18 protein-coding genes are annotated in these 16,225 nt (G+C 43.1%); 2 read left to right on the top strand and 16 right to left on the bottom strand.

Annotated features, from left to right (window positions below):
- Positions 1-16: 16 nt before the first annotated feature.
- The 6 genes from GN277_RS04860 to rpmG all read right to left on the bottom strand — a co-directional run bounded on the left by GN277_RS04860 (position 17) and on the right by rpmG (position 3,816).
- Positions 17-1,333 (bottom strand): ABC transporter substrate-binding protein, encoded by a 1,317-nt coding sequence (locus GN277_RS04860; RefSeq protein WP_159750072.1) that lies wholly within the window; start codon positions 1,331-1,333, stop codon positions 17-19.
- Between the two features lie 315 nt (positions 1,334-1,648).
- A complete protein-coding gene (gene rplA / locus GN277_RS04855; protein ID WP_159750071.1) occupies positions 1,649-2,341 on the bottom strand; it encodes a 50S ribosomal protein L1 in 693 nt (230 codons plus the stop codon).
- A gap of 77 nt (positions 2,342-2,418) precedes the next feature.
- Positions 2,419-2,847: a 50S ribosomal protein L11 gene (rplK, locus tag GN277_RS04850; RefSeq protein WP_159750070.1), complete on the bottom strand. Its 429-nt coding sequence runs from the start codon at positions 2,845-2,847 to the stop codon at positions 2,419-2,421.
- 56 nt (positions 2,848-2,903) lie between these two features.
- Positions 2,904-3,419, bottom strand: coding sequence for a transcription termination/antitermination protein NusG (nusG, locus tag GN277_RS04845; RefSeq protein WP_159750069.1), 516 nt, complete (start codon positions 3,417-3,419; stop codon positions 2,904-2,906).
- A gap of 33 nt (positions 3,420-3,452) precedes the next feature.
- Complete coding sequence (gene secE / locus GN277_RS04840; protein ID WP_159750068.1) at positions 3,453-3,644, bottom strand: preprotein translocase subunit SecE; 192 nt, start codon at positions 3,642-3,644, stop codon at positions 3,453-3,455.
- Between the two features lie 22 nt (positions 3,645-3,666).
- Complete coding sequence (gene rpmG / locus GN277_RS04835; protein ID WP_008976735.1) at positions 3,667-3,816, bottom strand: 50S ribosomal protein L33; 150 nt, start codon at positions 3,814-3,816, stop codon at positions 3,667-3,669.
- Between the two features lie 311 nt (positions 3,817-4,127).
- Here rpmG and cysK point away from each other — a divergent pair, with 311 nt between their 5' ends.
- Entirely contained in the window at positions 4,128-5,054 is a 927-nt protein-coding gene (gene cysK, locus GN277_RS04830) for a cysteine synthase A (protein WP_159750067.1), read from the top strand.
- A gap of 126 nt (positions 5,055-5,180) precedes the next feature.
- On the opposite strand, the gene GN277_RS04825 is transcribed toward cysK, so the two are convergent.
- The 4 genes from GN277_RS04825 to GN277_RS04810 form a co-directional block, all read right to left on the bottom strand.
- Positions 5,181-5,837 carry an SdpI family protein gene (locus GN277_RS04825; protein WP_159750066.1) on the bottom strand — a complete coding sequence of 219 codons (657 nt, stop codon included), beginning with the start codon at positions 5,835-5,837 and terminating at the stop codon, positions 5,181-5,183.
- Between the two features lie 24 nt (positions 5,838-5,861).
- Complete coding sequence (locus GN277_RS04820; protein ID WP_159750065.1) at positions 5,862-7,145, bottom strand: aminotransferase class I/II-fold pyridoxal phosphate-dependent enzyme; 1,284 nt, start codon at positions 7,143-7,145, stop codon at positions 5,862-5,864.
- Positions 7,146-7,470: 325 nt separating this feature from the next.
- Positions 7,471-8,604, bottom strand: coding sequence for an endonuclease/exonuclease/phosphatase family protein (locus GN277_RS04815; protein WP_244324608.1), 1,134 nt, complete (start codon positions 8,602-8,604; stop codon positions 7,471-7,473).
- 327 nt (positions 8,605-8,931) lie between these two features.
- Positions 8,932-9,444: a nitroreductase family protein gene (locus tag GN277_RS04810; RefSeq protein WP_159750064.1), complete on the bottom strand. Its 513-nt coding sequence runs from the start codon at positions 9,442-9,444 to the stop codon at positions 8,932-8,934.
- A gap of 133 nt (positions 9,445-9,577) precedes the next feature.
- Here GN277_RS04810 and GN277_RS04805 point away from each other — a divergent pair, with 133 nt between their 5' ends.
- Positions 9,578-9,919, top strand: coding sequence for a winged helix-turn-helix transcriptional regulator (locus GN277_RS04805; protein ID WP_159750063.1), 342 nt, complete (start codon positions 9,578-9,580; stop codon positions 9,917-9,919).
- A gap of 73 nt (positions 9,920-9,992) precedes the next feature.
- Here the strand turns inward: GN277_RS04805 and GN277_RS04800 are convergent, their stop codons facing one another.
- From GN277_RS04800 to GN277_RS04775, 6 genes are all read right to left on the bottom strand, one after another.
- Complete coding sequence (locus GN277_RS04800) at positions 9,993-10,550, bottom strand: hypothetical protein (protein ID WP_159750062.1); 558 nt, start codon at positions 10,548-10,550, stop codon at positions 9,993-9,995.
- A 2-nt stretch (positions 10,551-10,552) separates the two neighbouring features.
- Positions 10,553-11,368, bottom strand: coding sequence for an ImmA/IrrE family metallo-endopeptidase (locus GN277_RS04795; RefSeq protein WP_159750061.1), 816 nt, complete (start codon positions 11,366-11,368; stop codon positions 10,553-10,555).
- Positions 11,361-11,705 carry a helix-turn-helix domain-containing protein gene (locus GN277_RS04790; protein ID WP_159750060.1) on the bottom strand — a complete coding sequence of 115 codons (345 nt, stop codon included), beginning with the start codon at positions 11,703-11,705 and terminating at the stop codon, positions 11,361-11,363. Before GN277_RS04790 ends, GN277_RS04795 begins: the two co-directional genes overlap by 8 nt.
- Positions 11,706-11,796: 91 nt before the next feature.
- Positions 11,797-13,848 carry a thioredoxin domain-containing protein gene (locus tag GN277_RS04785; protein WP_159750059.1) on the bottom strand — a complete coding sequence of 684 codons (2,052 nt, stop codon included), beginning with the start codon at positions 13,846-13,848 and terminating at the stop codon, positions 11,797-11,799.
- Positions 13,849-13,942: 94 nt separating this feature from the next.
- Complete coding sequence (locus GN277_RS04780) at positions 13,943-14,509, bottom strand: AAA family ATPase (protein ID WP_244324607.1); 567 nt, start codon at positions 14,507-14,509, stop codon at positions 13,943-13,945.
- Positions 14,510-14,607: 98 nt separating this feature from the next.
- Positions 14,608-16,206 (bottom strand): AAA-like domain-containing protein, encoded by a 1,599-nt coding sequence (locus tag GN277_RS04775; protein WP_159750058.1) that lies wholly within the window; start codon positions 16,204-16,206, stop codon positions 14,608-14,610.
- Between the last annotated feature and the right edge of the window lie 19 nt (positions 16,207-16,225).

Raw genomic sequence — 16,225 nt, 5'->3', positions numbered from 1 at the left:
CCCTTCCGAAATAAATCTATTTACCGGCTTCGTCAAGATAACCCTGCCAATTCTTCAACATTGCGTCACATTCCAGATCGCCTTCCAGATATAATACCAGATCATTCGTCATGGAGGTCATAACATCAGAAGCATTTGGAAGACCAATATACTCATTGATAACATAACCCTCTTTATACAACTCATAGAATGACTGGAACTGCTCTGGTGCATCGCTGTAATCCGGCTCTGCAACCGTACTGTTCGGGAATGCAGACATGCTCGCTGCCAATCCTGCTGAAACAGAACCGTCTTTTCCATCGATGCCGCCAAGGAGATAATTCACGAACTTCGCTGCCTCCTCCTTGTTCTCGCTGGCTTCAGAGATACCAACTGCCCAGCTTGCGTAGCAGATTCCCTTTTCGCCTGTATAATCATCCTTTGAAGGAACCGTAACAGCCTCAAAATTAACGTCTGTAAACTGGCTCATAGTAGCTGCGGATGCAAGTGTAAACGCACAGTTGCCTGCTGCAAAGTTACTGGTCATCTCTGACTCCTCCAGTGTGCTCATACCTGGATATAAAGAACCGTCGTCATACATCTGCTTGAATAACTCCGCTAATTCAGCAAGCCCCTTATTGCCGTCTGTCTTATATTCACCGCTGTCGTCTTTTAACTTGATTCCTGAAGCCCATCCGGTTCCGCCAAATACGTTCTGGATTCCGTTGGCATTGGTTGTACCAAGGTTCAACGCAAATGCAGAATGTCCTGCCTCTGTAATCTTCTTACATGCGTCCGTCAATTCCGTCCAGTTTGTCGGAATCTCCGCAACGCCTGCATCTTCTAAGATATCCATATTCACATACATTGGATATGCGAAGTTATTAACTGGAACGACATATTTTGTTCCGTCTACCTCCCACACATCGCTTGCAAGACTGGAATCAAAACCAGCAGCCTCAACATCTGCAAGGATTCCCATGTCAACAAACTCAGAAAGCCATGCACCGTCAACACTGATGATGTCAGCAATCGTATTGTTGGTCGCGCCTGCCGTAATAGCGGTCTTGGTGTCAGCCCATGGAGCTGTAAGAAGCTCAACCTTAACGCCTGTCTCTTTCTCATAATTCTCGACAATCTCGTCTAAGTACCCTTCTGGAAGCTCTGCGCCCCACCACTGCTGGAACTTCAAGGTTACGCCGTCGCTGCTCTCGCTCTTGGAATCATTGCCGCTGTCGGAATCACTTCCAGAGTCCCCGCTGCCACCATTGCCGCCGCATGCTGCCAGTGACAACACCATCGTACCCACCATAGCCGCGGAAAATGTCTTCTTCGCTACTGTTCTGAATTTCATAATTCTTCCTCCTTAAATAAAATTTTTTTCTGCATTTTGTAAATCACGAAATATATTTCTTGAAATGTCATTATTTTTGTTCACTATGACAACTTCATTTTACTTTTTTCGTATTTACTTATGCTATTTGTATATTTACATTATAAAATAAAATTTCATATTGTCAATACTTTTTTTGAAAATAACAATGTAAAAATATATATTTCTTGGAAGAACTTTCCTTTTCTTTTTGAATGACAAAAAACAGCCGCATCTGTGATAAAATTCACAGATGCGGCTGCATCTTTCTATATCTGATTCAATCAGCGCTAACAATTAAACCAATTTCATCGGATTAATCTTAACGCCAGGCCCCATTGTGGAAGTAAGCGTCACGCTCCTTAAGAACTGACCCTTTACTGCCGCTGGTCTTGCCTTAATGATTGCGTCAATAAGCGTCTGGAAGTTGTCCGTAATCTGCTCCTCAGTAAAGGAAGCTTTCCCTAACGGCACATGGATAATGTTTGTCTTGTCAAGTCTGTACTCAATCTTACCTGCTTTGATATCCTGGATTGCCTTTGATACGTCCATGGTAACCGTTCCAGCCTTCGGGTTCGGCATCAAGCCCTTTGGTCCAAGGACACGTCCAAGACGTCCAACGATACCCATCATATCAGGTGTTGCAACTACTACGTCGAACTCAAACCAGTTCTCATTCTGAATCTTTGGAATCAGCTCATCTCCTCCGACATAATCTGCTCCCGCTGCCTTTGCCTCCTCAGCCTTGGCATCCTTCGCAAATACCAAAATACGAACCTTCTTACCTGTTCCGTGGGGAAGTACAACCGCACCACGAATCTGCTGGTCAGCGTGACGTCCATCACATCCTGTTCTGATATGAGCCTCGATTGTCTCATCGAATTTTGCTACTGCAGTCTTTTTAACTAATGTCACCGCATCTGCAACGTCATAGAGTGTTCCTCTGTCAATCGCTTTTGCAGCTTCAACATATTTCTTTCCTCTTTTCATCTAAATAACCTCCTTGTGGTAATGTCGGGATAACCCTCCCACTTACTCGTTTACATTTATAAAAATGAAGTTACGCTCTACGCTTCCTCTACCTTTACACCCATACTGCGGCAAGTACCCGCTACCATACTCATGGCAGCCTCAACAGTTGCTGCGTTCAGATCCGGCATCTTTGTCTCCGCAATCTCTCTGAGCTGAGCCTGCGTGATGGTGGCAACCTTCGTCTTATTCGGAACGCCTGAACCAGACTTAATGTTGCACGCCTTCTTAATCAAAACTGCTGCCGGCGGTGTCTTGGTGATAAAGCTGAAACTTCTGTCACTGTAAACGGTGATAACTACAGGAATAATCAGATCTCCCTGATCTGCCGTCCTTGCATTAAACTGCTTTGTAAACTCAACGATATTCACACCATGCTGACCAAGAGCTGGTCCAACCGGTGGCGCCGGAGTTGCCTTTCCGGCAGGAATCTGCAACTTAATGTAACCTTCTACTTTTTTTGCCATCTCAATTACCTCCTTGTGGTGATGTCGGGAAACGAATCCCTCCCACTGTTTTTGATTTACAACTTTTTAACTTCTGCGAAACTGATCTCAACCGGTGTCTCGCGGCCGAACAGTTCAACATTGATCGTAAGACTCTGCTTGGGCACGTTCATAGCCTGTATAACTCCAACGGTGTCCGCCCACGCTCCGGCAATTACCCGAACCGTATCGCCCTCCTCAAAATCAACCAGAATATTCTCCTGCTGGATTCCAAGGGGCGCCATCTCTGCATCCGTCAGGGGAATCGGCTTGGAGCCCGGACCCACAAAGCCTGTGACGCCTCTGGTATTCCGCACTACATACCATGTATCATCATTCATGATCATATGGATTAGTACATAACCGGGAAACATCTTCTTCTGTGCTGCCTTCTGGACGCCGTTCTTAAGCTCTACAACATCCTGCATCGGAACCCGTACCTCAAGGATCTGTTCTTCCAGATGCCTGTTCTCAATCGTCTTATCAATGTTGGCTTTCACTTTGTTCTCATACCCGGAATAGGTATGCACTACGTACCATTTTGCCTCTGACATAAACTCACCTTTCTTGCCTGCAGATTATCAGTCTTATCTTACCAATAAATCTACTCCGTACTGGGCGATAAAGTCAACGATTGCGATGATCGCTCCCAATATTACGGACACGGAAACAACTGCTGTCGTCTGTTTTGCTACTGTCATCTTGTCTGGCCAAATAATTTTCTTAAATTCTCTGTTAAGACCCTTGAACCAGCTTTTCTTCTGCGTCTTTTCGCTCATGACAACCACTCCTTTACGGCGCCTACTTCGTTTCCTTATGCAATGTGTGTGATTTGCAGAACTTACAATACTTCTTCGTCTCCATACGTTCAGGATGTGATTTCTTATCCTTCGTCATGTTGTAGTTACGCTGCTTACATTCTGTACATTCCAATGTGATTCTTGTACGCACAACTTCCACCTCGCTTTACGTTTTTGCATTGACGTGTTACCTGGTAGCTTGCGAGGCTACCCAAATATTTAGGCATAAAAAAAAGACCTACTTCCATTCGCTAGGATAGCTTACCATAAATAGAAGAAAAATGCAAGTCCTTATCAGCAATTTTTCCTATGTAAATATAACACTTCGCCCATTCTTGGCATATTCTACTGTACACAACATTTTTTCTTTAGTATAATAATATAGGAAATGAAATCTGCCTGCAAGCATCTGCAAAGTTCCCGCAGGCTTGCATCAAGAATGAAAGTTGAGGTATATTAGATATGATTTATAATAATGTATTGGAAGCCATGGGACATACCCCTGTCATACAGTTGAACCGCATGGTTCCTCCAGACTCTGCCAGGATACTGGTGAAGTTCGAGGGATTGAATGTGGGCGGCTCGATTAAAACAAGAACCGCATACAGCATGATCCGCCAGGCTGAGGAGGACGGCATCCTAAAGAAAGACTCCGTTATCGTAGAACCAACCAGCGGCAACCAGGGAATCGGGCTTGCCCTTGTGGGGGCTGTGAAAGGATATGAGACGGTTATCATCATGCCCGATTCTGTCAGCCAGGAGAGACGCTTCCTCGTAGAACATTATGGCGCGAAAGTCATCCTGGTCCATGACGCAGGAAATATCGGTGACTGTATCAATGAATGTGTCAAGACTGCCAATCGAATGGCGGCTGAGAATCCAAAGGTATTCGTACCCCAGCAATTTGAGAACGAGGCAAACCCAACGGCACACCGCCGCCAGACAGCGCTTGAGATTTTAGAACAGGTTGAAGGGCCTATTGACGGCTTTTGTTCTGGAATCGGAACCGGCGGAACCATCACAGGTATTGGTGAAGCCTTGAAAGAGGCGAACCCCAATATCACCATCTGGGCGGTGGAGCCGGAAAATGCGGCGATTCTTGCAGGAGGCAACGTAGGAACCCATATCCAGATGGGAATCGGAGACGGGGTTGTTCCAAAGGTATTGAATCAACACATTTACGAGGATATCACAATCATTTCTGATGAAGAAGCCCTTAACACCTCCAAAGATCTTGCAAGGCTGGAGGGGCTGATGTGCGGAATTTCCAGCGGAACGAATGTGGCCGCGGCTCTGAAGCTGGCAAAGAAGTTAGGGGCAGGAAAGACGGTGGTGACCCTACTTCCTGATACAGCAGAGAGATATTTTTCAACGCCACTGTTTGGGTAAAACCTCCAATCCGATTACGCCGGATGTTTCTGAATTATCTTTCAAGTAAACTCATAGGGGCTGTCGCATTAAGCATAAAATCAATTCATTTGCTTAGTGCAACAGCCCCTTCATTTTACAGTTGTATTAATATTTTTTTGCCACCTTATATGTATAAAAAACATTGATGAGAAGATAGAGTATCAAGACGCCAATAAACCACATAAAGCAGGCAAAACCTTTTGTAAAACAGCAAGCCAATATAAGAAGGATGCCTGCTATTATAGATGATGTTCTACCAAAACGCTGGCTTTTTTCCCACGTTATCTCGTTTTTCATACTCCAATGAGTCCTCAGCCCGATAGCCGAATTCATTTGAAGCTTTGGCATCATATTTCCAATGACAATCATAAATATGCCCAATAGAACGAAAATAAGTTGATATATATCGATAGGAACAGAAGACAAATCTTCTATTTTGTTAAAATCAGTATAAAGAAAATAACCCGTCATGGCATTGAAAATAAGAAGGGAAAAAATACCTGCCGTTATACTGACTTTTTCGTTATCTTCTCCAGCTTTTTCCTGATTGGCAGAAAACTTTGATATCTCAAGCATAAATAAGCCAAAGATAATGGTTACAACCGGAAAAATAAGCGTTTCGTATTTGCTGCCCCAACGAGTTACTTGATTATCAGAACCATAGTGAGCAGGAATTTGATCTGGCAAAAACACCAATGAAATAAGAGTTACAGGCAAAGGTAAAAACATAAGAATATAGAAAATTCTTCTTTGTTTTTCCATGATCAATCTCCTCATGATAGTTTATCATGCATTCAGCAGCTTCTCAATACTCACCAGCTTCACGCTGAGAACGAATATCTTAGACGCAATCTCTAATTCCTCCACTGTAGGGAAGGATGGCGCAATACGGATATTGCAGTCCTTCGGGTCTTTTCCGTAAGGATAGGTAGCTCCTGCGTCCGTCATCACAAGCCCTGCCTCTTTTGCCTTGGCAACAATCGCCTTGGCACATCCCTCCATTGAATCAAAGGAGATAAAATATCCCCCAAGGGGCTTTGTCCACGTCCCTATTCCAAGGCCCCCAAGCTCTTTTGTCAAGACTTCATCCACCTTCTCAAACTTCGGCCGGAGAATTGCAGCATGCTTTCTCATGTGCTCATAGACTCCGAGCATATCCTTGAAATACCGCACATGGCGAAGCTGATTCAGCTTATCATGGCCGATGGTCTGATACTTCATATAACGCCTTGCATCCTCCAGGTTCCCCCTTGAGGCCGCCAACGCCGCAATCCCAGAACCAGGGAAGGAAACCTTTGATGTAGAAATAAACTTAATTACAATGTCCGGATTCCCGACTTTGATACATTCATTTAATAATTCCAGCACAACCACCCGCTTGTCGTCATACAGGTGATGAATGGAATACGCGTTATCCCAGAAAATACGGAAATCCTTAGCCGCCGGCTTTAATCTGGCAAACCGTCTGACCGTCTCGTCAGAGTAGGAAATTCCGGTGGGATTGGAGTATTTCGGCACACACCAGATTCCCTTGATTAATGGGTCTTTGGCTACCAACTCCTCCACCATATCCATATCCGGCCCAGTCTCAAGAAGGGGCACGTTAATCATCTCTATTCCAAAGAACTCCGTGATGGCAAAATGACGGTCATACCCTGGTACCGGACATAAGAACTTCACATGATCAAGCCTCCCCCATGGCGTACTGCCCATAAAACCATGGGTCATAGCGCGGGACATTGTGTCAAACATCACATTCAGGCTGGAATTCCCATATATAATAACGCTGCGCTCAGGAACCTCAGACAGATCCGCCAAAAGCTTCCTTGCATCACTGATTCCGTCAAGGACACCATAATTCCGGCAGTCCACTCCGTCAGAGCTAACCAGGTCTGATTCACTGGTCAGAACATCCATCATCCCGATTCCAATGTCCAACTGTGCCTTGGACGGTTTACCGCGGGACATATCCAGATGCAGCCCCTTTTTCTTAATCTCCTCGAACTGCTTTTCAAGGTCACTCTTCAGATTCTTTAACTTCTCTTTGCTCAACTTGCTGTATGGTGCCATATCGAAACTCCCTTCTGTTCTCATTGACGGCTCATGCCTTTTATTTCCCCACTCAAAAGGGGCATATATCCTAAAATGCCCCTTTTTTGAAAACCTTATCAGGCTGCAAGGTCTTCTTTTATATACAGGAAATCTGTCTGTATTTTTCTTTCCTGTAACAACTATATGTTATTTTACGGAGTATCCACGAAAAAGTCAAGTTGTTTTTGCATTTTAATCTCGTTTTTCTTTCATTTTCATTCTGCTTCAAACGAAACTTTACTACATGAGCATTAAAAAATGCAAGTTATTTTTAAACAACTTGCATTTTAAACTCGTCAACCTCCTACTTCAACAGTTCAAACCGCAACAAAACAGGATTATGGTCGCTATATCCAAAATCTGTATCAATATTCTCTGCCGTTGCCTTCACATTATCAGACACCAGAAATCCGTCCACCACAGTCGTAAAGTTCACCCCTTTTGTATAGGGAAGATCCGCACCGCGGCAGGTCGGCACGTGAAGCTCATTTTCCGCCTGTTGGATTGCAATTCCCTCCGCCATCTCCTCCTGGGTCAGAATAGACACCCATGCCGGAAACTTCTGCTCTGTCGGAAAGCCCTCTGCCACCGCTTCTCCCAAAGCATGGTTAAAGTCTCCTCCTACAATCACATAATTCCCCGCCTGATACTCCTCCTCCATCACAGAATTCAGCAGTTCTAACTGCTGGGCGCGAATCCTGCCGCCCTCGTCATAGGCAGACATATGGCTGTTAATCAGCGCCAATTCTTTCCCACCTTCCACCGGCAGACGCATCACGGCAAAGCACCTGTCCAAATCAGTAAATTTCGTGACAAAACTGTTATCCACCGGATAACTCCTGCGCTTCGCCTCTGCAATCTTATAACGGCTGAAATTCAAAAGTCCTGCCTCTACGGCTCCATGTGGATCTGAAAAAGGATAAAATAAATACGCTGAGTGGAAATTATTTGCAAATACATTTCCATAATCAGAAAACCGTTCAATCAACTCCTCCTTCTGATTGATATGGTAACTCCGGTCAGCGTCAACATCTACTTCCTGAAGAAGCATAAAATCCGCGTCAAGCTTCTCAAGCTCTCCTGCCGCCCCTTTTGTATTCGCCTTCACCGAAGCCTTGCTAATCGCCTTGCCGTATTTTCCCGCAGTCAAAGTACCGTCCTGCATCTCGCCTGTATCCATAAAGAAACTATACTCCGGCCCGTATGCTCCAAAACCGATATTATAAGTCACGGCAGTATACATTTCCTCCAATTTTAAAGTCTTCTCCTGGTTATTCTCTGCCTCTAATGGCGCATGGTCCTCAATCCTGTAATAATTCGCCTGCATATAAATCACATATCCTGCTATACAAACCAAACAGAGCAGAAGTATACCGAGTATAAGCTTTAGAATGATAGATATGTAAAATTTATTAGATTTTGCCGGCCCTTCCTTCATTCTCCCGTACCTCCGTTTTTCAATCTGACACCTCAAATAACATCCCTTGTACAAATATGGTTTTCTATATATAGTATACTGAAAATCCGCACAAATAGCAACTTGAGAACTCTATGAAGCGTATGTACAAATTAAATAATAAAATTAGATAATAAAATTAACTACTCCATATATCAAATGACAGATTGAAAAAATAGAAATCGGGACAACTGCTATCATGTTTTTTCTATCAACAGCAAAAAGCATAAATGCCAAACATGGAAATACAGTCAGGCCTAATATGACGGCTGCATTCACTATGCCGGCATAAACCCTACTCCTTCATTCTTATCTGTAAGATACTAACTGGCTAACAGGTATACGCGTCTGACTGTGACGATTAGGATCAGCGGCTTCTTGGTCCCCATATCCGACAGCCAGAATATTAATCGGTTCTAAATATTTGGGAAGTCCAAATTCCCGACTTATGATATCTGGTTTAAAAGCACAAATCCACACAGAGCCAAGACCTAACTCCGTAGCCTCCAACATCATATGGTCTGTCAGGATGGACGCGTCAATGTCACAGGTCTGCTTCTTATCAAAGGGACGCACCCACGCTTTTTCGTGGTCTGCACAAACGATAATGGCAAGCGGCGCACCAAAAATATTCGCTGCCTTTCCTATTTTTGCAAGTCCTTCCTCACTCTGAACTACGATTAAACGCACAGGCTGTAAATTTGCCGCGGTAGGGGCCGCATGAGCAGCCTCCAGAATTTTGTGAAGCTTTTCCTCCTCCACTGTCTTTTTCTTGTAGCTGCGTACAGAATAACGCTGCTTCGCAATGTTTAAAAAATCCATAGCATCAAATCCTTTCTATATGTTATGATTGCAATCAAGTATATTGTAACATTGAAATAAATTTCCGCAAGAGCGCACTATTTAGGTAGATACTATCTTAAAATATAGTACCCTTGCAGTTAGGAGAACGATAATGAAAATGAAAGAATTTAACTGCCCAGTGGAAGCCACATTGTCCTTAATCGGCGGGAAATATAAACCTTTAATCTTATGGCATCTGATTGGTCATCCCCGCCACTATATGGAGCTGCAAAGACTAATTCCCAAGGCCACCCCGAAAATGCTGTCGGGGCAGCTTCATGACTTGGAGGACTGCGGAATGATTCACAGGGAAGTGATACCTGAGAAGCCTCCTAAGACCATATATTCTCTTACAGCTTTGGGGGAGAGCTTTATTCCGGTTTTGGAAGCCATGTGCGATTGGGGGAAGGATTATCTGACGGCGGAGGGAATGACTGCATGCTCTGAAAATTAACAATCCTTTCTGCACACAAATCAAACGAGACTGCCGCAATACTCTCACTTTATGCGGCAGTCTCGCGCAAAACCTACATAGGCCAGATTTCTTTATCAAATATCTCTTTATTTTTACCCGCAATCACCCAAAGCGCCTTACACACCCTCCTTGATATCTCAATTTCTTTATTCTTCGCTTTCACGACAATATCCACAATCCTAATACAGGTAATATCATCAATTCCAGTATTTAACTGCTTATCTATAATCGGCTGAAGTTCTCTCTCGTCTGTTGCAAATATGGGTATTCCCACTGCTTTTGCATATGCCAGAGAACTAATTTCTCCCCTATTTTTATTTGGTCTTTCTGGATCAAGCATAACCCTTGCCAGATTATAATATGCCCCATCATAAGTTGCCCTCACTTGACAACTGAGACTACTTTCACTAACAAGGCACACTTTTCCTTCAGAAACAAGGGCCCTTAACTGATTGACTGCACTTGACGGCATCATTACTTCACCATAGGCATATGTATGCATATAAATCTCATCCGCAACCAAGGGAAGAACTTCATAAAGATATCTATATTTGTTACTCCCTCCCATTTTAATGCACAAATCGGCATCGATAATTATCTTATCCATCATATTCATTCCTCCATGATGGAATCCAATTCATCATCCGACGGAAATCCATAGACAGCTTTCTTTTCAATGCCAATATCTTTCGGCTCTAACTTACTCATTCTCAATAAATATTCTAGCTTTTCATATGTAATATGGCCAAGCTCATAAGCAGAAACCGCTAAATCCACCAGATTATCTATTGCAACACGCTCATCAGGCTTCTGGTAAGAAATAGAATATCTTTTTCTGTATTTATCAACAGAATCCTCTGTTTCCAAAAGAAATTCATTTAGTTTAGCATCGTTTATTACCTCTGCCTCCCAAAGTCTTTTTACCATGGTTCTATAGGGAACTGTAAATAAATCTGCCAGTCTTAAGATGCTCTCGATTGTAATTTCCCTAATCATGTATAAATCAATCTCCTGATACAACAACTGCTTATCAATAAGAAATTCAGCCGCAAACCTATTCGCTTTCTTTTCACTTACTTCTTTATCCTGTTCATTCAACAAATCCGCCGGCAACAAATCCGGATTCTGTTCATACCAGATGTGATACAACTCATGCGCAGCCGCAAACACCTGGCAATCTACCGGAATTGATGAATTGATTGCAACAAAGGGTTTTTCTAAATAGGCGTCATTGCTCGACCCGCTGATTCTCGTAAATCCCCATGGCGCCTGCTGGCCAAGCGGATAATAGATCACTCGCGCATACAAACTAAGAATAGAAAAAATCTGGGTTCCAATAATATCGTTTCCTTTTCTACATAGTCCCAGTTTTTCCTTTGCCAAATTCTGTACTTCTTTTATTTCCAATTCATTTAATTCATCAGTCATTCAGCAATTCCTCCAGCATATGAATCTCATCAATCGCAGTTCTTATTAGATTCACTTTTTCAAATGTCAACTTATCATGTACCGTTCCCATAAAGCTAAGACTGTCAGTCATTGTCTGCTCTGTTCTGACTGTAAGTAATTCATCTGTGGATGTATTAAAAATTTCTGCTATTTTTGCTAGTTCATTGACATTGATTGCCTTACTGCCCTTAATGATTTTATTCATAACCTGCTTTGAAATACCTAGTGCATCCGCTAGGTTCTGCTGAGTCATACCTTTTATATCTAATTTTTTCTGTATGTTAGCGCCCACTTGGGCAAAATTCATTGCGTACATGAACTCCTCCCCTTTTACTCTTTGACCTTTATTATATCATCTCAAATTTTGCAGGTCAACAAAATGTTGACCTGCAAAATAATCTATCTCCTCATATAAAATTCAATTCCCTTACCGGCGCCTGACAAGCCCCATCCTCACACAGATAGTACAGCACACCTTCCTTTGGCAGCGGATACTCTGACGTAAACGGCGCACATTCCGTCAGAGCATCCGCATTTTCCTTAGTCTTGACCAAAAGATCTATACCATACCTGGGCAGCCTCTCAAGCTGCCTTCTCATCTCCTCTGATACCTCTCCATTAACAGCACACACTAGCTCCCTATGGGGGCAGACCGCCTCAGTCATTGCCAGAAGCGCAAAGCTTAAGCCGGCCGGATATTCCTGGATTTGACGCACACAATAGGCCATCTGCCTTCGGGCCGCCTCCTGCCAGCTCACCTCTCCTGTCAGCGCCGCTAACCTCTGAAGCACCATGAAAGCCACAGAATTACCCGAAGGAATCGCCCCGTCATACATTTCCTTGGGTCGAGCTATCAACTGTTCTGCATCTGCTGCATTGATAAAATATCCTCCGGCTTGATCGTCTTCAAAAAATTGAAGCATCTGTTTGGCCCTGTGTATTGCATTTGAAAGGTATTCCACACGAAAATCAGCTCGGTATAATTCCAGCAATGCAAGGGCATATACCCCATAGTCCTCCAACATTCCCTGATGAGCGGCCTCCCCGTCGCGAAACCGCAGATAAAGTCTTCCATCCTTCCCATTCATACGTTCTTCAATGAATTCCTGCGCTCTTTTCGCCGCTTCCAGATATCGCTTCTCCCTTAATAGAGCGCCCGCCCTTGCAAGCGCAAGTATGGTCCAGGCGTTCCATGAAAGAAGAATCTTATCATCCTTATGAAGACTTGTCCGACTGATACGATACTGGTATAATCTGTCAAGGCAATTCTCTGCCGCTGCCTGTTCTTCTCTTACTTTATTGCTATTTGCGGTTCCTTTGAGCACATCTTCTGTCTGCTCTTGATGAAGCCGGTTAGGAATACTCTTTCCCTCGAAATTCCCCTCCTTTGTAATCCCATACTGACGGCAGAATTCTTTTCCATCGTCCTCCCCTAATACAGATATTACTTCGTCTTGGGTAAATACATAATATTTTCCCTCCACGCCTTCACTGTCTGCATCCTGCCCGCAGTAAAATCCACCCTGCCAATCCGTCAGCTCACGCAGGATATAATCCGCCGTATGCAAAGCCACATCCCTATACTTCTCTTTTCCCGTAATCTGATACGCATCCGTATAGGCCAGAAGCAAAAGCGCATTATCATACAGCATTTTCTCAAAATGAGGGACAAGCCACTGTTCATCCGTAGAATAACGCGAAAAGCCTCCGCCGATATGATCATGAATTCCCCCGTCTGCCATTGCATTCAGAGTGATTTCCGCCATGCGTAAGGCTTCCGGTTCATGCTCGGCCTGCGCATATCTCATTAAAAATAAGAGATTATGGGGCGACGGAAACTTTGGCGCACCGCCAAAGCCTCCCCAAACCGGATCAAACTGCTTTACAAAAATGTGGTATGCCTTGTGAAAAATCTCTTTTTCAGACAATCTATCTTTTAAAGGCTTCTCCCTGAGGGTACATTGATTGTTAATCAATGCCGTAATTTCTTCTCCATCCTTCATTAAGTCCTCCCGCCTGTCTTTCCACAACACAAGGACTTCACTTAAGATGTCCACAAGTCCAGGACGCCCATAATACCGTTCCTTTGGAAAATATGTTCCTGCAAAAAAGGGCTTCTGTTTTGGCGTCATAATGATTGTAAGAGGCCAGCCTCCTTGTCCGGTAACCGCCTGGCATACAGACATATAGACAGCGTCAATATCCGGCCGCTCCTCTCTATCAACCTTGATGCACACAAAGCCCAGATTCAAAAGCTCTGCAACGCCTGCATCCTCGAAGGATTCATGTGCCATCACATGGCACCAGTGGCAGGTAGAATACCCAATACTTAGAAAAATGGGCTTATCCTCCTTCTTGGCCTTTGTAAACGCCTCGTCGCACCAGGGATACCATTCCACCGGATTATCCTTGTGCTGAAGCAAATATGGGGATTTTTCGTCTTTTAATCTATTTGACATTGCTTCTCCTTCCAATGTAAAAATATTGATTCTAAATACCCCTTAGTATCTCCCAAAAGAAGTAAGCCTATTCTTTTGCCCTAAATGCTTTTTCCTAAATGGTGTCCTTACAAAATAAATGTCTGTGCTTCTCAAAGAATTCATAAAAATACCGGATATACTCCAGCTCATACCACTGGGCCTCGTCCATGCATTCAGAGTCCAGATTGTAGATTTTGGCCTGCAAGGTTCCAAGCATAAAGGGGGAGTGCGTTGCAATAATGAACTGACATCCCAGAAAGCGCGCCATCTTATTAATCTCCTCCGCCAGTTTTACTTGATTTTCGGGAGATAACGAAACCTCCGGCTCATCCAGAAGATATAGCTGGTCCGGTATAAACGCATCCAGAAGTAGCTGCATGGTTGTCTCCCCATTGGAGTATTTTTCCTGGGCAAACTGCATAATCTCCTTTCTGGAATAAAAGCTGTTCTCATAACTGACAAAGGACTTCTCTGCCGCCTCTTTGCCTATCCCTTTTTGTTTCATGAGTTCAAAAACATAACCTCTTTCCAGTGCGTCCTCCTGCTGTATCTTCTTGATCTCAAACAAGATATCTTCGCTTTTTATGTAAAGGCTGTCTTTGGGAATATTGACCCGTTTTCCTGAATCATCTTCACCCACGCCAAAGCTGCACTCACGGACAAATTTATCGATATAGTTCTGACCGTATGCGTAGGTTTCACATCATTTGCTCTGCCTCTCGATTTCATCTCTGCAATCTATACAACTGCCTCGATAATTAATTTGCTTCCCACAACAATTTCCTTTACCCCAACCTGCTTGTTTTTATTAAAGTTAAAGCTCAGCATATATCCGGTATCTTTATGGTAATCCTCTAAATAACCCGCCACCTGCAATTCCCCGCGGTTATTATACTCCTGGCCTCTCCAAATCTTGGTTTCAATAATATACTGTTCTTTGTAATAATCTACAATAATATCTGTGCGTCCCATACTTCTCGTCCGCGATTCAATGTAATAATTACCTGTCCCATTGATAATTGGCTGCAAATAAAGAAGAAATAATTTTCGTCCAGACTCTTCAACAAATCTCTCTCCACTGTCAGCATAAAGACTGCTATAATGCTCAACAAATTTTTCCAGCACAAGCCGCATATTGAGATGCCCGCCTATTACAAACTGATTTTTCTCCCTGACCGATGCATTGTAAATCTCGTTTTTCTGTATTTCTTCTTTGGAAAGATACAGATTATAGAGAACCGTCTCGAAAACCCTGTTTGCAATTACCACTTCTCCATCCCTGTTCTTAATAAATCCAAACATAGCCGCCAAACCAATTACTGGATTCAATGGACGAAAGGGCACACTTTTACCTGAAAAAAGTATCTCCAAAATCATCTCATTTAATTCCGGATAATCCTTAAGCTTTCCAGTAAGGGATTCAAACAATGTACTCTTTTCTGCAAGCAGAATACGGATTGCAGATAAAAAACCTTCTTTTGTCCATGCAGACCTTTTATCCAGAAATGTCTTATTTCCTGCAATTTTTTCATCAATCAGCTTACAGATACGAGACACAAGAAATGGATAGCCTGAGGTATAGTCATAAAGCATTTCAGCAATTCTTTCTATATTCATCCCTGTATGATAATCATTTTCATATTCTCTTAGCATCCCAGAAATGCCAATTTTCTGCAAACTCATATCCACATCAAATTCTGCTGCTATATTCCACGGACTATTCTTTTCATGCTCATTTTCTGAACGCATTTTCACTTTTAGACTCTTGATATCTCTGACTCCCGCAAGAATCACAGAACGAAATGTCTGCCTTTTATTCCGCTTCATATACAAATCTCTCAGTTGTCCCAAAAAAGCAGCAAAAATCTCGTTATTGCTTGCCTGGTCCACCTCATCAATCATAAGCACTACTGGACATGGAGACTCTCTGCATATTTTAATGATAATATTTGTCATAGAACGAAAATTCACTCTGCCAGATTCATCCGTGCTGAATTGAAACAATTCTTCTTTCAATCCATCAGAAATGCCTCTGACTTCGCCAAACTCAATCGTATCATAAAGTAAGCCTAAAAAACGCACACAAAAGGTATTCTCATCTGCAAAAATCTCGCTGGTCAGACCTTCAAAGCTGAGAGAAAATACAACATATTCATCTTTAATCCTTTCTTTTAGCGCTTCAAGGGTAGTCGTCTTTCCATACTGCCTTGCACGATTCATTGTAAAATATTCTCCTGCGTCAATATATGTCTTGATTTCCTCCAGCTTATCAGAAATATCTACCATATAGTGATATTTTGGCAGACACAGTCCTGTAACATTGAATTTTTTTGCCATTGCCCCTTATCCTCCAAAA

Origin of the sequence: Sporofaciens musculi (assembly GCF_009830285.1) — a bacterium.
Classification (GTDB): domain Bacteria; phylum Bacillota; class Clostridia; order Lachnospirales; family Lachnospiraceae; genus Sporofaciens; species Sporofaciens musculi.
This window is presented reverse-complemented; position numbering and strand designations above follow the sequence as displayed.

What these genes read in the sequence shown, in the direction of transcription:
- GN277_RS04860 (WP_159750072.1), bottom strand. Translation starts at nt 1,333, where the DNA reads ATGAAATTCAGAACAGTAGCGAAGAAGACATTTTCCGCGGCTATGGTG.
- rplA (WP_159750071.1), bottom strand. Translation starts at nt 2,341, where the DNA reads ATGAAAAGAGGAAAGAAATATGTTGAAGCTGCAAAAGCGATTGACAGA.
- rplK (WP_159750070.1), bottom strand. Translation starts at nt 2,847, where the DNA reads ATGGCAAAAAAAGTAGAAGGTTACATTAAGTTGCAGATTCCTGCCGGA.
- nusG (WP_159750069.1), bottom strand. Translation starts at nt 3,419, where the DNA reads ATGTCAGAGGCAAAATGGTACGTAGTGCATACCTATTCCGGGTATGAG.
- secE (WP_159750068.1), bottom strand. Translation starts at nt 3,644, where the DNA reads ATGAGCGAAAAGACGCAGAAGAAAAGCTGGTTCAAGGGTCTTAACAGA.
- cysK (WP_159750067.1), top strand. Translation starts at nt 4,128, where the DNA reads ATGATTTATAATAATGTATTGGAAGCCATGGGACATACCCCTGTCATA.
- GN277_RS04825 (WP_159750066.1), bottom strand. Translation starts at nt 5,837, where the DNA reads ATGGAAAAACAAAGAAGAATTTTCTATATTCTTATGTTTTTACCTTTG.
- GN277_RS04820 (WP_159750065.1), bottom strand. Translation starts at nt 7,145, where the DNA reads ATGGCACCATACAGCAAGTTGAGCAAAGAGAAGTTAAAGAATCTGAAG.
- GN277_RS04815 (WP_244324608.1), bottom strand. Translation starts at nt 8,604, where the DNA reads ATGAAGGAAGGGCCGGCAAAATCTAATAAATTTTACATATCTATCATT.
- GN277_RS04810 (WP_159750064.1), bottom strand. Translation starts at nt 9,444, where the DNA reads ATGGATTTTTTAAACATTGCGAAGCAGCGTTATTCTGTACGCAGCTAC.
- GN277_RS04805 (WP_159750063.1), top strand. Translation starts at nt 9,578, where the DNA reads ATGAAAATGAAAGAATTTAACTGCCCAGTGGAAGCCACATTGTCCTTA.
- GN277_RS04800 (WP_159750062.1), bottom strand. Translation starts at nt 10,550, where the DNA reads ATGATGGATAAGATAATTATCGATGCCGATTTGTGCATTAAAATGGGA.
- GN277_RS04795 (WP_159750061.1), bottom strand. Translation starts at nt 11,368, where the DNA reads ATGACTGATGAATTAAATGAATTGGAAATAAAAGAAGTACAGAATTTG.
- GN277_RS04790 (WP_159750060.1), bottom strand. Translation starts at nt 11,705, where the DNA reads ATGTACGCAATGAATTTTGCCCAAGTGGGCGCTAACATACAGAAAAAA.
- GN277_RS04785 (WP_159750059.1), bottom strand. Translation starts at nt 13,848, where the DNA reads ATGTCAAATAGATTAAAAGACGAAAAATCCCCATATTTGCTTCAGCAC.
- GN277_RS04775 (WP_159750058.1), bottom strand. Translation starts at nt 16,206, where the DNA reads ATGGCAAAAAAATTCAATGTTACAGGACTGTGTCTGCCAAAATATCAC.